This is a genomic window from Gemmatimonadota bacterium (genome assembly GCA_030747075.1).
Taxonomy (GTDB): Bacteria; ARS69; ARS69; order ARS69; family ARS69; genus ARS69.
Map to the genome: position 1 here is coordinate 26,885 of JASLLL010000006.1, position 16,916 is coordinate 43,800.

The following is a 16,916-nucleotide window of genomic DNA, read 5'->3' on the forward strand; positions in this document are numbered from 1 at the left end:
ACGGCCTTGTCCCGGATAGGGGCGGACGCGATCGAGGGCATTCCGGGAGGGCTGGCGTGGAGTATGTGAGGGACGGGAAGCAACTGGCGGGACTGGTCCTGCGTCTTCGTGACGCCGGGTCCTTCGCATGGGACACGGAGTTCATTCAGGATCGCACCTACTGGCCCCGCCTGTGCCTCATGCAGGTGGCCGCGCCCGGCATTCTCGCGATGATTGACCCGCTGGCCGTGGAGGATCTCTCGGCCTTCTGGGAGCTGATCACGGACCCTGAAGTGGAGATTGTGGTCCATTCCGGCGGGCAGGACTTCCAGATCGCATACGACGCCTGCGGGCACCCGGCGGCCCGAGTCTTTGACACGCAGATTGCGGCCTCATTCGCCGGATTCGGGGACAGCGTGAGCTATGCGCGACTTCTGCTTCGGGAACTGGGGATCCGGATTTCGAAGAAGGAGACGCTGACCGACTGGTCGCGCCGCCCGCTGACCGACTCCCAGCTGGAGTATGCGGCGGGAGATGTCCGGGACCTGCTGGAGGTGAAGAAGCGCCTTCTGGATCGGCTGGAGGCGTCAGGGCGGCTGCCGTGGTTCCTGGAGGACCAGTCGCACTACGAGGACCCGACGGCCTTCGAGCGGAATCCCATGCGTGCATGGGAGCGACTGGCGCGCCGCAAGTCGCTGGACCCGAAGTCGCTGGCTGTGCTTCGCGAAGTGGCGGCCTGGCGGGAAGAGGAAGCCTCCCGGAGGGATGTCCCGCGCGGGAGAGTAGTGACGGACGACATGGTGGTGGAGATCTCGCGCCGGGCACCCGGAGATCCCTCGGCCCTGGGCGCCATCCGCAATATCCCGGAGCGTGTGCTTCGGCGGGATGCGGAGGAGATCCTCCGTCGCGTGGAGAAGGGGCGGTCGGTTCCCAGGGAGGATCGCCCGATTCCTCCTGCGCAGAGATCGGACGACCCGACCCGGGCGCGTCTGGTGGACATCATGGATCTCTTCGTGCAGATGCGCGCAACGGCGGAGGGCGTGGGCCGGAATGTGCTGGCTACGCGGCTGGATCTGGACCGCGTCGTCGGAATCCACGAGGGAGACGACGACGGCCGTCCGCCGCCTGCCGTGGCTACGGGCTGGCGGAAGGAACTCGTCGGCAATGATCTCTTCGGGATCCTGGAGGGTCGGATCTCCCTGCGCGTGAACCCGAAGCGGAATACGCTGGAGGCGGTCCGGAAGGGCGACGCCTAACCGACCGGCACTCCTCCACCCACGGCAGCCTCCAGTTCGGAGAAGAGCGGTTCACGCGCTTCCAGAGTGCGAAGGAGTTCCATCTCCTCCGCGGTGGCTTCCGCGCCGCCCGCGAGACGACGGGCGACCTCCGCCAGCCTGGATGCATCCTTCGCGTGGAGTTCGAGCCGCTCGGCGGCATAGTCTCCGGCGGCACCCGTTGTGATCAGGAACTGCCAGTCGGACGCGGACATCACCAGGAGCTGGCGAAGCGCAGCCTTCGCGAACCTGAGCGCGTCCCGGCTCTCCGCCGTCCGCGCGGCTTCCATGACCGACCAGACCTCGTCTTCCACGGCATAGAGCTTCTCCCACGACCACTCCACCTGAGGGTTCATCCAGACGAAGTGATGCCCGCCTTGGCCCCAGGAGCCCTCCGGCAGGTCGACCGCCGTCGTCGCCGGGTGGGTGTGCAGATGCTCCGACAGGGAACCGGGGGCGACCGCACCACTCGTGTGAAGCTCCTCGAGCACGGTTTCCAGCCAGTCGACGCCCTCGAACCACCAGTGCCCGAAGAGTTCCGCGTCGAACGGCGCGACCAGAATGCCGCCGGGCGAGGCGTCCGCGAGGAGGCCGGTCACGAGCCCCGCGAAGTGCCGGGCGTGGTCCGTGGCACATCGGGCGGCGTCGTCGAAGTCGTACAGCGCTTTGTCCCCGAGGTCTGCATCGGGACCGGTGACGCTCCAGTATCGGTGTCCGCCCGTGTCCGACTTCTTGTGAAACTCCAGATACACCGGATCTCCGGGGTAGCCGGTGTCCCGGCTCCACACCTGAAGGCCGGTCGCGGGATCCCGGACGAAGCACGAGACCCCGGAGTTGCCCACGCGGTAGGGGAGGCGCGTGTCTGACGCATCCGCCGCCGTCCGTCCGGGCGCGGCCGCTGCCGCGTCATGCCGGAAGTTCTCCATGTCGCGGAAGTGATCCGGGTACGACCCGAGGCTCTTGCCGCGTGCAAGGAGCCCGGAGTCGACGATGAAGTACTCGAACCCGGCGCGGTCGAGGAACGCTTCCACTCCGGGACGCGTGCGGCAGTGGCCGCCGCCGACCGGCGGAGTCCACGCTCCCGCAGGCCGGTATGCCGCCTCCGGCAGCCAGATCCCGCGCGGCGCGCGCCCGTAATGGCGTTCGTGGGTGCGTCGGGCCAGTTCCACCTGGAGCGCCACGGATTCCTCTCGTGCGAGAAGCGGCAGGTACCCGTGCGTGGCGCCGCAGGTGGCCAGCTCCAGCGTGCCGGAAGCCTCCAGGTCGCGGAAGGCGCCGGGGATGTCTTCGCCGAGGTCTTCCGTGAAGAGGCGGAGCATTCCCGCAGTGCGCTCTTCCCAGCGCCGCGCCAGCTCCGACCGGCGGGTGTCCCCATCCTCTCCGAAGCGCCGCTGGTCTGCCGCCGCCGAGCGGACGCGCGTTTCCAGGTACTCCACGAGCCCCCGCCGGAACGACCCATGCGCCAGTTGCTCGGTGAGAACCGGACTCAGCGAGAGCGTAATGCCCCCGTCGCACCCCTTCTCACGGAGCCTGCGTGCGGCCGCAACGAGAGGCAGATAGGTGGCGAGCGCGGCTTCGTGCAGCCACTCCTCCCCGTGCGGCCAGCTCCCGTGCCCCAGCACCCAGGGGAGGTGGCCATGCAGGAAGAAGGAGAACGCCCGGCGAGCGTCAGGCACCCGCGTCTCCCTCGGGCGAGGTGGGCGCGAATCCGATCTGCGACGGATCGGCGTTCTGTCCCTGCGTGGGAATGGCGCCGTGCTTGTCTTCAAAGGCGTCTACATTCCGGACGAGCAGATCCCGGAGGGCCTTCGCGTGTTGCGGGGTGGTGATGATCCGCGAGTACACCTGCCCCTTGCGCGCTCCGGGAAGCACCCGGGCGAAGTCAAGAATGAACTCGGACGGAGAGAAGGTAACGAACACCAGATTGGAGTATTGGCCCTGCGCGACCTCGTCCGGCAGGTGGATCTGGACCTGCCCGGGGCCGGGCGGGGGCTTTGGCTGGTTCATGGAGCTCTCCTTGAGAATCGGGTGGCTTCCGGGCGCACCGCCGTGTGCGACCGGGCCGCGCCAGATTACTCGCAGCCGCGCGCGGAGGCAAGGGGGACCGCATCGACACAGGCCGGGAGGTCACCGCAGCAGCAGGATCTTCCCCGCCCCTCCGTCTCCCGCGCCTCCCGCGACGCCGAAGAAATACACGCCCGACGGCAGCGGCCGTCCGTCATCATCGCGGCCGTCCCACCGCGCGACGCGCCGGTCCCCGGCAAAGTCTCCCGCGGACACGCGGAGCGTCCGCAGCCTTCTCCCCGAGAGGTCATGGATCGTGACGGATGCGTCTTCCCCCGTGGCGTCAGGAACGAGCGACACGACCAGCTGAACGGTCTCCTCCGATCCCGGGCGGAACGGGTTCGGGCGAGCGAAGGGAATCGGCGGGATCATCGTCTTGTCCAGGGGAGCCGCAGCGAAGAAGAACACGCGGCCCTCCGCGTCGGGTTGCGTGATCTCGCGCAACTCCACGCCGCTGTCTGTTCCGTCGAAGAGCCGTGACGACGGCGTGCTCGTCGAGTCGAACGCGTTCTGCCCGCCTGTGGAGGGCCACGGGTCCGCGGCGGCGTTGCCCGGCATGACAGAGACGACCTCGTCCTGCGGCAGGAGCAGCAGGAGTCCGCCGCCGTCGGGGTTCTCGTCGGTTCGGTTGCCTTCGCGAGACTCGTCCGCGTGAAAGAGAATCAACCCGTCCGCCGGGAGTGCGGCATCGAACCCTTCGCGGCGGCGCACTTCGGCCAGAAAGAACTCCCCGTCTCCCGGGGAGCCCATCGACCAGTCGACCCCGCCGGGGTTGGAGAGAAGCCGGAGCGGCACGCCCTCCGCCGTGACGGGGGCGAGCGTGAGCGTCTCGCCCAGCGTGTCGCCGGTTGGCGGAGGGAGGGTCTCCTCCGTGGTCCACCCGAGGAACATCCGCGACCACGCCGAATAGTGGGACGGAAGATCGCCCGGCAGAAGGAGGCCGCACCAGCTGCCGTAGTCCATGAGGTCCCAGTGGCCGATCCGGTTCTCAAAGGTGAAGGTGTCGTAGAAATCCGGCAACCCCAGCATGTGTCCGAACTCGTGGCAATAGACGCCGATCGTCGCGATCGAATCGTCCCATGCGGGGTAGTGGATCTTCCTCGCCAGCTGAAGCTCCGGGCAGGTGAAGTAGTCCTCCACTTCCGGGAGTCCCGCGCCGTAGTCCGTCCGCCGGAGCGCCCACTTGTGCGAGTTGATCGCGTCCGTGTCGTGTTCCGGGGTGACCTGTGCATTGGATGCCCACTCGTACCCCTGTCCGGAGTGGATGACAAGGAGCGCGTCCACGAATCCATCGGTGTCGGCGTCGTAGGCGGAGAGGTCCAGCCCTCCGTCGATGGCTTCCGTCAGCGCGTCTTCGGCCATACGCTGCCCGTTGGTCGGGTAGGAGCCGACGCCGCCCACGCCCTGCGAGTAGTACTGCTTCGTCCGGGGGAGCGTGACCCAGCCGTGAAGGTCTCCGGTCAACTGGAACGCACCCCGGCTGACTTCGTCGTAGTAGGTGCGCATGCTCACGGTGTCTGCCGCGAAGAGAAGCCGGTCGAAGCGAGCGGGTTCAATCCGGTGCGGCGTGTCGGAGAACTCCGCCAGAATGACGAGAAGGTGGGTGTCGCCCGTGCGGGGCACTGCCCGCCGTGCCGGCGCGTCGAGTCCTCGCCCGGCTGCTTCCCGGACCGCCTCCGCGAAGGGGCTTCGCCCGGCCCCGGTGCCGAATGGAGCCACGGCCCCGGCGTCGCCCGCCGACACGCACGCGCCCGCCACGACCAGCGCGGCCATTTCTCGTCCGAACTTCCGCTTCCCGCCTCTGCCGGTCACCCGTCTCTCCTCCCGCGCCGCCGTCCGGCCCGTTTCTTGACGCCCTCCGGGGGGCGTGCTAGCCTGCCCGGTCGATTTGCATGGAATCGTCTTCCACCTGTCCGGGCAGTCGCCCGTGGCGCCTCTCCCGGGAGGGCGGCATGGTACCACCGACCCTTGGAATCGAGGAAGCCCGCGCTCTCGTGTCCCGTCTCTCGACGCGACGCGTTCTGGTCGTCGGGGATGTCATGCTGGACGAGTATGTCTGGGGTGATGCCGGGCGAATCTCCCCGGAGGCCCCGGTGCCGGTTGTCGAGGTTTCCGGCTGCTCGGTGCGTCTGGGAGGTGCGGCCAATGTGGCGCGGAATGTCGTGTCGCTGGGCGGGAAAGTTCACCTGCTGAGCGTGGTCGGCGCGGACGATCGTGCGGGGAAGCTCCGCGAAGTGTTGGATGAGGAGGGAATCCTCCCGGACGGACTGGTGGAGGATGCGGACCGGCCGACTTCGCTCAAGACCCGGATCATCGCGGGGCGACAACAGGTCGTACGCGTGGATCGCGAGAGCCGTGCCTCTCTCACGGGGGCTGTCCGCGAGGAGTTCGATGCCCGCCTTTCGGATCTGCTTGCGGGAGTGGACGGCGTGATTGTGTCTGACTACGGGAAAGGCATCGTGGATCTGCCCTTCATGGAGCGGCTGATCCGGGAAGCGCGGGAGCGGGATGTCCCTGTGGCGGTGGACCCCAAGGAATCGCACTTCCACCGGTACGCAGGGGTCAGCATCGTGACCCCCAACGCGAATGAAGCGGGCGGCGCGGCGCGGGTCGCGATCGTGGACGAGGAGTCCCTTGCCCGGGCGGGGCGTGTTCTGCTCTCCGAACTCGGCGCCGAGGGCGTGCTCATTACGCGTGGGGCAGAGGGGATGTCGCTCTTCCGCCCGGACTGCCCTCCGGTCCACATTCCCGCCACCGCCCGCGAGGTTTTCGATGTCACCGGCGCCGGAGACACGGTCGTGGCAGCCTTCACCATGGCACGCGCCGCGGGCGGTTCCATGGAGGCGGCGGCGGTTCTCTCCAACGCGGCGGCGGGGATTGTCGTCGGGGAACTGGGGACGGCTTGTGTCTCCCCGGAAGCGCTTCTCTCTGCGGTGGGCGCTTCTCCCGCGGGTGCCGCATGACCGGCGGCATTCTCTCCCGCGAGGATCTGGGAGAGGTTCGGCGGGAACTTCGCGAAGCCGACCGGACCTTTGTCTTCACCAACGGGTGCTTCGATGTTCTGCACCGGGGGCATGTGGATCTCCTGCGGGAAGCCCGCTCGCTTGGCGATTTTCTCGCGGTGGGAATCAACGACGACGACTCGGTCCGCCGCCTGAAGGGCTCCGGGCGGCCGCTTGTGCCGGAACGGGATCGCGCGGAGATTCTCGCGGCGCTGGAGATGGTGGATGCGGTCGTTCTTTTTCCGGAAGACACCCCGGGGGCATTGATTGAAGCCCTCGTTCCGGACATTCTGGTAAAGGGTGGAGATTACCCGCCGGACGGGATTGTAGGGCGGGAGACGGTGGAAGGAGCGGGCGGTCGAGTCGTCCGTGTGGAACTGACGCCGGGCCGGTCCACGCGAGGGCTGGTCCGCGACATTCTGGAGCGGTATTCCGGTACTGGTGACCGGAAACAGTCGGACCCGAAACCGGGGAAGGAAGACGCATGAATCTGCACGAATACCAGGCGAAGGAGATCTTCGCCTCCTACGGCATCCCCATTCCGGCGGGTCTCGTCGCGGGGACTCCGGAGGAAGCCGCGGACGCCGCTCGAAAGCTGGGCGGATCCGTTGTCGTCAAGGCGCAGGTCCACGCCGGAGGGCGAGGGAAAGCGGGGGGGGTCAAGCTTGCGGACACTCCCGAGCAGGCGGCGGAGGTCGCGAAGGCCATTCTCAAGCTGAAGATCAAGGGCTGGCGCGTCCGGAAGGTGCTCGTGGCCGCGGCGGCGGACATTGTTTCGGAAGCGTACTACGGGATTACGCTGGACCGGGAGTCGCGTCGCCAGATGGTGATCGTCTCCGCGGCGGGCGGGATCGACATTGAAGAGGTGGCCGCGAAAACCCCGGACAAGATCCATCGCCATCTGGTGGATCCGACAACGGGGCTCACCGCAGATGATGCGCTGGAGGTTTCGCGAACGGTCTATGCGGATGAGGAACAAGCGAAGCAGGCTGCGGACATTCTCCAGAAGCTCTACCGCGTGGCCACCGAGAAGGACACATCTCTGGTGGAAGTGAATCCGCTCATCGTGGATGACCAGGGGCGCGTCGTCGCGCTGGACGCGAAGGTGTCGGTGGACGACAGCGGGCTCTTCCGTCATCCGGAACTGGAAGAACTCCGGGATCCAGACTCGGAGACGAAGTGGGAGCGGTCCGCCAGGGAGATGGGGCTCTCCTATGTCAAGCTCGACGGGAATGTCGGTTGCGTCGTCAACGGAGCCGGGCTGGCCATGGCGACCATGGATCTCATCAAGTACTACGGGGGAGAACCCGCCAACTTCCTGGACATCGGAGGCAGTTCCTCCCCGGAGAAGGTGCTGACCGCGATGAAGATCATCCTCGCGGACAAGAGTGTGCGGGCTATCGTCTTCAACATCTTCGGCGGGATTACCCGGTGTGACGATGTCGCGCGCGGGATCGTGGCAGCCGTAAAGAAGGGGAGAATCAGTCACCCGATCGTGGTGCGCCTGACCGGTACGAATGAAGAAGAAGCACGGAAGATTCTGGCGGACTCGGATGTCGACATCATCCCTGCGGAGACCATGGATGATGTGGTCAAGGAAGGGATCCGAGCCGCACTCATGAGCAAGATCGCGGATTAGGAGAGACCCATGGGCATTCTGGTCGGTACGGATACAAAGCTGCTCGTCCAGGGGATCACCGGGCGGGACGGCTCCTTCCACACGCGCAAGATGGTGGAGTACGGCACCCGCGTCGTGGCTGGCGTGACGCCCGGGAAGGGCGGCGAGAACATGGACGAAGTTCCCGTCTTCGACTCGGTGAAGGAGGCCGTGAAGGAGACGGGCGCAAATACGAGCGTCGTATATGTCCCTGCGAAGTTCGCGTCGGGCGCGGTCATCGAAGCGGTGGAAGCGGGCGTGCCCTTCGTGGCATGCATCACCGAGGGCGTGCCGGTGCGGGACATGGTGAATGTCTGGGCCGCGGTCGAAGGCAGCGAGACAAGGCTTCTCGGTCCGAACTGCCCGGGCGTGATCACTCCGGGCGAGTGCAAGGTCGGCATCATGCCCGGTGAGATCCACCAGGCGGGACCGGCGGGCGTCGTCAGCCGGAGCGGGACGCTGACTTACGAGGTCGTGGATCAACTGACGCGTGCGGGAATCGGGCAGTCCACCTGTGTGGGCATCGGCGGAGATCCAATCATCGGCACGCGGTTCATCGATGTGCTGGATCTCTTCGAGAAGGATCCGAAGACGGAGTACATCGTGATGATCGGCGAAATCGGCGGCACGGACGAAGAGGCCGCCGCCGAGTTCATCGCGGAGCATGTGACCAAGCCGGTCGTCGGGTTCATCGCGGGGCAGACCGCCCCTCCGGGGCGCAGGATGGGTCACGCGGGGGCCATCGTTGCGGGCGGAAGCGGGAAGGCGGAGGACAAGATCGACGCGCTGGCGAAGGCGGGCGTGAAGGTTGCCGTGACGCCTACGGAAATCGGTCGGCTGGTGGCGGGACTTGTGCCCGCCTGACCGGAATCGACGGGGAGGGGCGGAACTGATCGTCCTTCCCCATTTCATGACCATCTCCTGAGGAGTGAAGACGACATGAGCCTAGTGCGGACACTTTGCATCATCAAGCCGGACGCGGTCGCGGCCGGGAACGCCGGGAAGATACTTTCCATGCTGGAGGGCGAAGGGGGCTTCCGGATTGTCGCCCTTCGGATGGAGCACCTGACGGAGGAGTCCGCGCGGGCGTTCTACGCCGTTCACGAAGAGCGGCCTTTTTACGCGGACCTCGTGGAGTTCATGACCTCCGGGTCGTGCATTCCGATGGTGCTGGAGAGGGAGAATGCCATCTTCGCGTTGCGGGGGTTCATCGGGGCGACGAACCCGACAGAGGCCGAAGAAGGCTCTGTACGGCAGCTTTACGGTGCCAGCATCCAGAATAACGCGGTCCACGCCTCGGACTCTCCGGAGTCGGCGGAGACCGAGATTCCGCACTTTTTCGCGGACACGGCGGTTCACGCAGGCTGACTCCGGGAGAGGATTCCAGTTTGACACGGGGCACGCAGGACTCTAGTCTCACCGGCGGCTTATTCCGTCTGGACCTTTCCGGGGTCCGGGAGGGAGTTTGTCCGCTCGTCGTCCGGGAACCGGAGACGGCCCTGCCCGTCGGTGACGGAGGGGCGCGTCTTCTGCCCGGGAGCCGGATCTCCGGATCGCTGGCTTTCGACGGCGGGGAGTACCGTGCAGAGGGAAACCTGCACGCGGAACTGGAGGCTCTGTGCGACCGTTGTCTGGCTCGCTTTGTCGCCCCGATCGGTGTCCGGCTGGAACTCCGGATCCGCCGGGTCGTACAGGGTGAAGGGTTGGAAGAGGATGTACTCGGGATTGCCCCGGACGCGACTGCGGTGGACCTGACGGAAGAGGTCGTGGGCGCAGTACTTCTGGAGAGTCCCATCAAGAGCCTTTGTCGGCCGCAGTGCCGGGGGCTCTGCCCTTCGTGCGGAAAGAACCGCAACGAGGGAAACTGTGAATGCGTGCCCGAGGGCGGGGACTCCCGCTGGGATGCGCTCAAGAATCTGTCCGGCCCCATTTCGGGCGGGACGCAAGAGGAATAGGAAATAGCATGGCTCTGCCAAAGGTACGCATCTCCAGGACGCGGAAGCTCAAGCGCCGCTCACATCATGCCCTGGACATTCCCGCGAAGAACATCTGCCCCGATTGCGGACAGGTGAAGCTTCCCCATCGGGTCTGTCCCCACTGCGGCAACTACGCAGGTCGCAAGGTCATGGCCGGGAAGGACGACGTCTAGCCTGCGGGCTCGGCTGTCGTCCCCCGAATAGACCGGGGACGGAATCATGAGAATCGCCATCGACGCCATGGGCGGCGACGGTGCTCCCGCAGTCGAAGTGCGGGGCGCCATCGAAGCCGTTGCGCAGGATGAAACGAACACCCGTGTGGTGCTTGTCGGGGACGAGGCGGTCCTGCGGGAGGAACTCTCCCGGCAGGGTGCCGAGGGCACCCCGGAGATCACCATTGAACATGCGCCCGAGCAGATCGAGATGGGAGAGGATCCCGCCCGCCAGGTTCGGCGGAAGCGGGATGCCTCCATTGTGGTCGCGACCCGGCTCCTGAAGGAGGGTGCGGTCGACGGGCTTGTGAGCGCGGGGAACACGGGCGCGGTCGTGGCGTCTTCGCTGTTTCTTCTGGGGCGGCTGGAAGGCGTGCGGCGTCCCGCCATCGCCACATTCGTCCCGACGAATACGGGCGGCGCCATCATTCTCGATGTGGGCGCCACCTCCGACTGCACCCCGCAGCATCTTCTCCAGTTCGGCGTGATGGGTGCCATCTACGCTCGTCGCGTGCTCGGGCGTGCGGAGGCGAAGGTGGGACTCCTGAACATCGGAGAGGAAAGCTCCAAGGGGAACAGCCTCGTGCGCGGCACCTATCCGCTGCTTCAGGAGAGTTCGCTCAACTTCATCGGGAATGTGGAGGGGCGCGATATCTTCCAGGGTGGCGCGGATGTCGTGGTGACGGACGGCTTTACCGGGAACATCGTCCTGAAGTTCTCTGAGAGCGTCATCCATCTGGTGACTTCCCTGATTCGGGAGGAGGTGGGTGATGATCTCCGGCGGCGGTTTGGAGCGGTCCTCATGCGACCGGTGTTCCGAAGCCTCTCGCAGCAACTGGACTACGCGGAGTACGGGGGCGCACCGCTGCTGGGAGTGAACGGAGCGGTCATCATCGCACACGGGAGTTCCTCGCCCAAAGCCATACGGAATGCGGTTCTTGTCGCGGCGCGGTTCGCCCGGGAAGGAATCAACGATCACATCCGAAACGAATTGCAGGGGCAGTGCCTTGGAAATGCGTGACATGGACCGCCCGGCGGGGATTGTGGGGATTGGGTCGGCCGTTCCGGAAGGGACCCTCACTAATCAGGATCTGGAACGGATGGTGGACACCTCCGACGAGTGGATCGTCGAGCGCACCGGCATTCGAACGCGCCACATTACGGATTCCGCCACGACGACCTCCATGCTGGCTACCGAAGCGGGTCGTCGAGCGATGGCGGCTGCCGGTGTGGGGCCGGAAGACCTGGACCTCATCATCGTGGCGACGGCGACGCCGGATATGCTCTTCCCGTCCACGGGGTGTCTTGTGCAGCGGAATCTGGGCGCGTCACGCGCGGCGGCATTTGACATCGCGGCCGCGTGCACCGGCTTCATCTACGGGCTGAATCTGGCGTCGGGGATGATTGCGCTGGGCGTGCATGAGACCGTGCTGGTGATCGGTGCGGAGACGCTGACGAAGATCACCGACTACACGGACCGCGGGACCTGCGTGCTGTTCGGCGACGGTGCGGGGGCGGCGGTGGTTCGCCCGGTGGAGAAGGGGCGCGGATTCCTTTCGCTCCGGATTCACTCGGACGGGAATCTCGCGGACGAGTTGAAGCTGCCCGGCGGCGGGTCGCTGCACCCGGCCACGGAAGAGACGGTGGCGAAGCGCCTGCACTACCTTCGCATGAACGGGAACAGCGTGTTCAAGGCGGCCGTCACTTGCATGGCGGGCGCGGCTCGCGAGGCCATGGACGCCGCCGGGGTTACCACGGACGATCTGGCGCTGTTCATCCCCCATCAAGCCAACATTCGGATCATCGAGGCCACGGGACGGAAGCTGCGCGTCCCGAAGGAGAAGCTCCTGGTGAATGTGGATCGCTTCGGGAACACCTCCGCCGCTTCGATCCCGATCGCGCTGGACGAAGCGATTCAGGACGGTCGCGTGGCGGAGGGGGATCTGGTGGGAGTGGTGGCGTTCGGTGCGGGTTTCACCTGGGGATCCGCCGTCATTCGGTTGTAGGAGGGAGTCATGTCGAAGGCCGCGTTTCTGTTCCCCGGTCAGGGGGCGCAGTATGTCGGGATGGGGGCCGCGCTGGCCGCAGAGTACCCGGCTGCGCGCGCCGTGTTTGACCGTGCGTCGGAGGTGCTGGGCTTCGACCTTGCTGCGCTTTGCGCGGACGGTCCGGAGGACGCACTTCGCGAAACGCGGAACACGCAGCCTGCGCTCTTCGTCAAGAGCTTTGCCGCCTGGGAGGTGGTGCGCGGGGTGGTTCGCGCGGATTTTGTCGCCGGGCACTCTCTGGGGGAGTATTCCGCGCTGGCGGTGGCGGGAGCCGTTTCCTTTGAGGATGGTCTTCGCGCCGTGCGCCGTCGCGGGGAACTCATGTGGGAATCCGGCGTGAAACGCCCGGGGACGATGGCGGCAGTTCTCGGGATGTCCGGCGATGCTGTGGAGAACCTCTGCGCCGAAGCCAGCGCCGCAGGGGTCGTGCAGCCTGCAAACCTGAACTGCCCCGGGCAGGTCGTCATCTCCGGATCGGTCCCGGGGGTGGAACGCGCGGTGGAACTCGCGCCGGAGCACGGGGCCAAGCGTGCCATGCGGCTCAATGTGTCGGGCGCGTTTCACAGCGAACTCATGGAAGACGCGCGGGACGAGCTGGCGGCTTTCCTTGACGGGATCGAAATCCGGGACGCGGCCATTCCCGTAGTGGCGAATGTGTCCGCGAAGCCCGTGACGGAGGCCGCGCAGATTCGCCGGAACCTCGTCGACCAGATGACCTCTCCCGTTCGCTGGGAAGAGTCGATGCGCTTCCTTCTGGAGGCGGGCGTGGAGGTGTTTACGGAGATCGGTGCCGGTCGGGTTCTGCGGGGGCTTCTCCGCTCGGTGGATCGAAAGGCAAAGTGTTCAAGTGTGGGGAATGCGGAAACGATCGCGGCGGTCCTGACCGGCGCAGGGGAGGTGGCCCAATGAGTGTGCCCGTAGCTTTGGTGACGGGAGCGGCGCGAAACATCGGACGCGCCATCGCGACGCGACTTGCCGCGGACGGTTTCGATGTGGCGTGTGTGGACATGACGGAGGATTCGCTCACGGAGACGGTGGCGGAAGTGGAGTCGCTCGGTCGCCGTGCCGTGGCTGTGGCCGCGGATGTGTCGGATCCAGAGAGCAGTCGCGCCGCCGTGGACGCGACCATGGAAGCGTTCGGTCGCGTGGATGTGCTGGTGAACAACGCGGGGATCACGAGGGACGGGCTGCTCCTTCGTATGTCCGAAGAGGACTTCGGCCTCGTTCTGTCTGTGAACCTGAAGGGCGTTTTCCACTTTTCGAAGGCGGCGGCACGCCCCATGATGAAGCAGCGCTCAGGCCGGATCATCAACATATCGTCGGTGATCGGGCTGCGAGGCAATGCGGGACAGTCCAACTACGCTGCGTCGAAGGCAGGGGTGATCGGCTTCACGAAGAGCCTCGCCCAGGAACTGGCTTCGCGCGGCATTCTCGTCAATGCGGTGGCGCCGGGCTTTATCGGAACCGCCATGACCGAGAACCTCCCCGAAAGCGTCAAGGAGGGAATGCTGAAGTCCATTCCCCTCGGGAAGTTGGGGACTCCCGAAAATGTAGCGGGTATCGTATCTTTTCTGGCTTCGGAGGATTCGTCGTACGTCACCGGTCAGGTGTTGACTGTGGACGGTGGAATGGTGATGTGAGGAAAGGAGCTCTGGAATGGACTCACAGTATTTCGCGAAGGTGAAGGAAATCACGATGGAGCAGCTCGGTGTGGAAGATGCGCAAGTGACGGGCGAGGCGTCGTTCATCGACGATCTTGGAGCCGATTCGCTGGACACGGTGGAGCTTGTGATGGCGCTGGAAGAGGAGTTCGACATCGAAATCCCCGACGAGGCCGCCGAGAAGCTGAAGTCAGTCGGCGATGCGGTGAAGTACCTCGACGAACATGTGGCCGCGAAGAGCTAGTGCTCTTGCCGAAGGGGATCGAATGAAAGGCGAAAGACGGGTAGTCGTGACCGGAGTCGGGGCGGTGACCCCGCTCGGGAACACGGCGCAGGAGTCCTGGGAGAACCTTCTGAACGGCGTCAGCGGTGCGGGGCCGATCACCAGCTTCGACGCATCGGGGTTTGGTACCCGATTCGCCGCGGAGGTTCGGGACTTCGACCCGCTGAGCTTCATCAGCCGGAAGGAAGTTCGCAGGATGGACCGCTTCACGCAGTTCGCCGTGGCGGCTTCCCAGATGGCCATGGATGACTCCGGTCTGGAAATCGGAGAAGAGAACGCTGCTCGCGTAGGGGTGATGGTGGGGTCCGGCATCGGCGGATTCCTGACCTTCGAGGAGCAGCATTCCGTCCTTACGGAACGGGGTCCGGGCCGGGTGAGCCCCTTCTTCGTTCCGATGATGATCATCAACATGGGCACCGGCATGGTCAGCATCCGGTTCGGGGCGAAGGGGCCGAGCGGCTCTCCCGTCACTGCGTGTGCGTCCGGTGCCAACGCGGTCGGGGACGCGTTCCGTGTGATCGCCCGGGGCGATGCGGACGCGATGATCGCGGGGGGCGCAGAGGCTCCCGTTACTCCCCTGTCCGTGGCGGGGTTCGGCTCTATGAAGGCTCTGTCCACGCGCAACGACGACCCCCAGGTCGCCAGCCGCCCGTTTGATGCTCAGCGGGACGGTTTTGTGATGGGGGAAGGCTCCGGGGTAGTCATCCTGGAGGAACTGGAACACGCGCAGGCGCGTGGCGCTTCCATCTATTGCGAGATTGTGGGGTACGGCTGTACGGCCGATGCCCACCACATGACCGCACCCTCCCCGGGCGGGGAAGGCGCGGCGCGGGCGATGGCTCGGGCCATGGAGGATGCCGGGATGAATTCCGGGGAAGTGGACTACATCAACGCCCACGGAACCTCCACCTCGCTGAACGATCGTCTGGAGACCGAAGCCATCCGGACGGTGTTGGGCGAAAGTGCATCCGGCGTCGCCGTGAGTTCCACCAAATCCATGACGGGACATCTGCTGGGCGCCGCGGGCGGCGTGGAGTTCATGATACTCTGCCTCGCTCATCGCCACGGCCGCATCCCGCCGACCATCAACTATGCCCACCCGGATCCCGACTGTGATCTGGATTGCGTTCCGAACGAGGCGCGCTCCGCAGATGTCGGGGCCGCGCTCTCCAACTCGCTGGGCTTTGGTGGACACAATGTGACACTGGCAACCAGGAAACTATGAAAAAACAAGATTCCATGTTCCGCCGCGGCTGGTCCGTCGTCGGAAAGCTCGTTTCAGGAAGCAGGTCGGGCCCGTCTCCGGAGAGGGTCCGGCAACTGAAGAAGCTCCAGCGAAGGATCGGCGTTCACTTCAACGATCTGTCGCTTCTGGAGCAGGCGCTGACACATCGCTCCTATTCCCACATCACCTCCGGCTCCCGAAACGACTCCAATGAGCGAATGGAGTTTCTCGGAGATTCCGTGCTGGGGCTGTCCACGAGTCAGTTCCTCTACACGCGTTTCCCGGAGCGGAGTGAAGGTGCGCTGTCGAAGATGAAATCGCTGCTCGTCAGCCGCAAAGTGCTGTCCAGCGTGAGCCGGGAGGTCGGCCTCGGGGAGTTTCTTCTTCTGTCGGAGGAAGAGGCGGACACCGGAGGGCGCGACCGCACTTCTATCATTGCGGACTCGTTCGAGGGCGTGATCGGGGCGATCTATCTCGATCAGGGTTATCGCGCGGCCAACCACTTCGTGCGAGCGTTTCTCCTGGCACAGATCGACGAGATCTGCGAGGACGAGGCGCACATCAACTACAAGTCGCTCCTTCAGGAGCATGTGCAGGGGCACCACCTGCCGCATCCCGTGTATCGGGTTCGTGCCGAGAAGGGACCCGAGCACAAGAAGGAATTTGCGGTGGAAGTTGTGATTCGAAACGAAGTCTGGGGAAAGGGTCGCGGTCAGAACAAGAAGGACGCGGAACAGGCGGCCGCACGGGCCGCGCTGGAAACCCACCTTCAGAAGAGCGGTTCCCGAAGGGGCGGACGACGAGCGCGCGGCAGACGCACTCGCGGCGGGGAGGGTTCGAGGAGTGGACCCGAGAGGGCGCAGAGCTCACGCGGAGAGCGAACGGTTTCCGCGGAGTCCAACCAAGGGCGGCGAGCGCCGTCCGACTCCAGGCCGTCGGACAGGTCGCGTGGCGGCACCCGTCGGGATGAGTCCCGCCGATCCGGCGGCGACGGGAGCAGGTCCCCCCGGGGGAGGCGCAGGTCGCAGGAGCCCATCCGGGCGAATGGGGAGCGGGAGGATCGTGACCTTACGGGGCGCGGTCCTGCGGAAGGTTCTGCGCACGGAGTTCACGCTTCGCGGGAGAGACTGCGCAAGTCGCGGCAGGAAGAGTTGCGCCTGGAAGAGGAAGAGTCGCGTGCATTGAAGGAGAAGCGGGCCGCTGCGAGGAAGCGTCCGTCGCGCACGCGCATGTCCGAACCGACCCGCGAAGAGGAACCCCGGACGCCCTCTTCCGCCGAAGAGCCTGAGAGGACATCGGACCGCGGCCGCCGGACTTCCCGTCGTGAAGAAGCCCCCGCGCCTCGGGAGCGGGAGTCTCGCGTTCGATCTGTGGACAAGCCGGAAGCGTCCTCGCCCGCCGATCCCCCGGTGGAGCCGAAGGCCCCGGCGTCGCCCGCGCCGGAAGAGGCGAAGAAAGAGCCCGTGGCATTTGTGCCGCGGAAGAAGAAGGCTGCCCGCCGCCGGTAGTTCTCGCCGGGAGGGCGACCTCCGGTG

Annotated in this window: 18 protein-coding genes; 15 read left to right on the forward strand and 3 right to left on the reverse strand. The window is 65.8% G+C overall.

The window, feature by feature from the left end; all coding sequences use genetic code 11:
* The first annotated feature begins 56 nt into the window (after positions 1–56).
* Entirely contained in the window at positions 57–1,235 is a 1,179-nt protein-coding gene (rnd, locus tag QF819_03320) for a ribonuclease D (GenBank protein MDP6802191.1), read from the forward strand.
* On the opposite strand, the gene QF819_03325 is transcribed toward rnd, so the two are convergent.
* The 3 genes from QF819_03325 to QF819_03335 all read right to left on the reverse strand — a co-directional run bounded on the left by QF819_03325 (position 1,232) and on the right by QF819_03335 (position 5,129).
* Positions 1,232–2,929, reverse strand: coding sequence for a DUF1957 domain-containing protein (locus QF819_03325; protein ID MDP6802192.1), 1,698 nt, complete (start codon positions 2,927–2,929; stop codon positions 1,232–1,234). The two genes, rnd and QF819_03325, sit on opposite strands and share 4 nt — an antisense overlap.
* Positions 2,922–3,260, reverse strand: coding sequence for a DUF3467 domain-containing protein (locus QF819_03330; GenBank protein MDP6802193.1), 339 nt, complete (start codon positions 3,258–3,260; stop codon positions 2,922–2,924). The genes QF819_03325 and QF819_03330 overlap by 8 nt, the downstream gene beginning before the upstream one ends.
* A gap of 120 nt (positions 3,261–3,380) precedes the next feature.
* Positions 3,381–5,129 (reverse strand): M6 family metalloprotease domain-containing protein, encoded by a 1,749-nt coding sequence (locus QF819_03335; protein MDP6802194.1) that lies wholly within the window; start codon positions 5,127–5,129, stop codon positions 3,381–3,383.
* 140 nt (positions 5,130–5,269) lie between these two features.
* On the opposite strand from QF819_03335, the gene rfaE1 reads away from it, so the two are divergent.
* The 14 genes from rfaE1 (at position 5,270) to rnc (ending at position 16,889) form a co-directional block, all read left to right on the forward strand.
* Positions 5,270–6,280, forward strand: coding sequence for a D-glycero-beta-D-manno-heptose-7-phosphate kinase (gene rfaE1, locus QF819_03340; protein MDP6802195.1), 1,011 nt, complete (start codon positions 5,270–5,272; stop codon positions 6,278–6,280).
* Positions 6,277–6,807 (forward strand): D-glycero-beta-D-manno-heptose 1-phosphate adenylyltransferase, encoded by a 531-nt coding sequence (gene rfaE2 / locus QF819_03345; GenBank protein ID MDP6802196.1) that lies wholly within the window; start codon positions 6,277–6,279, stop codon positions 6,805–6,807. The genes rfaE1 and rfaE2 overlap by 4 nt, the downstream gene beginning before the upstream one ends.
* On the forward strand, positions 6,804–7,958 hold the full coding sequence (gene sucC, locus QF819_03350; protein MDP6802197.1) for an ADP-forming succinate--CoA ligase subunit beta: 1,155 nt from the start codon (positions 6,804–6,806) through the stop codon (positions 7,956–7,958). Before rfaE2 ends, sucC begins: the two co-directional genes overlap by 4 nt.
* Positions 7,959–7,967: 9 nt before the next feature.
* Positions 7,968–8,840 (forward strand): succinate--CoA ligase subunit alpha, encoded by an 873-nt coding sequence (gene sucD / locus QF819_03355; protein ID MDP6802198.1) that lies wholly within the window; start codon positions 7,968–7,970, stop codon positions 8,838–8,840.
* A gap of 75 nt (positions 8,841–8,915) precedes the next feature.
* On the forward strand, positions 8,916–9,344 hold the full coding sequence (gene ndk, locus QF819_03360; protein MDP6802199.1) for a nucleoside-diphosphate kinase: 429 nt from the start codon (positions 8,916–8,918) through the stop codon (positions 9,342–9,344).
* Positions 9,345–9,364: 20 nt separating this feature from the next.
* Positions 9,365–9,931 carry a DUF177 domain-containing protein gene (locus QF819_03365; protein MDP6802200.1) on the forward strand — a complete coding sequence of 189 codons (567 nt, stop codon included), beginning with the start codon at positions 9,365–9,367 and terminating at the stop codon, positions 9,929–9,931.
* A gap of 8 nt (positions 9,932–9,939) precedes the next feature.
* Positions 9,940–10,125, forward strand: a complete 186-nt coding sequence (rpmF, locus tag QF819_03370) for a 50S ribosomal protein L32 (protein MDP6802201.1) — start codon at positions 9,940–9,942, stop codon at positions 10,123–10,125.
* A 46-nt stretch (positions 10,126–10,171) separates the two neighbouring features.
* Entirely contained in the window at positions 10,172–11,185 is a 1,014-nt protein-coding gene (plsX, locus tag QF819_03375; protein MDP6802202.1) for a phosphate acyltransferase PlsX, read from the forward strand.
* 1 nt (position 11,186) lies between these two features.
* Positions 11,187–12,170: a beta-ketoacyl-ACP synthase III gene (locus QF819_03380; protein ID MDP6802203.1), complete on the forward strand. Its 984-nt coding sequence runs from the start codon at positions 11,187–11,189 to the stop codon at positions 12,168–12,170.
* A gap of 9 nt (positions 12,171–12,179) precedes the next feature.
* Positions 12,180–13,121 (forward strand): ACP S-malonyltransferase, encoded by a 942-nt coding sequence (fabD, locus tag QF819_03385; protein MDP6802204.1) that lies wholly within the window; start codon positions 12,180–12,182, stop codon positions 13,119–13,121.
* Complete coding sequence (gene fabG, locus QF819_03390) at positions 13,118–13,852, forward strand: 3-oxoacyl-[acyl-carrier-protein] reductase (GenBank protein MDP6802205.1); 735 nt, start codon at positions 13,118–13,120, stop codon at positions 13,850–13,852. Before fabD ends, fabG begins: the two co-directional genes overlap by 4 nt.
* 16 nt (positions 13,853–13,868) lie before the next feature.
* Positions 13,869–14,117, forward strand: a complete 249-nt coding sequence (locus QF819_03395; protein ID MDP6802206.1) for an acyl carrier protein — start codon at positions 13,869–13,871, stop codon at positions 14,115–14,117.
* 22 nt (positions 14,118–14,139) lie between these two features.
* On the forward strand, positions 14,140–15,381 hold the full coding sequence (fabF, locus tag QF819_03400) for a beta-ketoacyl-ACP synthase II (GenBank protein MDP6802207.1): 1,242 nt from the start codon (positions 14,140–14,142) through the stop codon (positions 15,379–15,381).
* The gene (gene rnc, locus QF819_03405; GenBank protein ID MDP6802208.1) at positions 15,378–16,889 is read left to right on the forward strand and encodes a ribonuclease III; all 1,512 of its coding nucleotides are present in this window, start codon (positions 15,378–15,380) and stop codon (positions 16,887–16,889) included. Before fabF ends, rnc begins: the two co-directional genes overlap by 4 nt.
* The last annotated feature ends 27 nt before the right edge of the window (positions 16,890–16,916 follow it).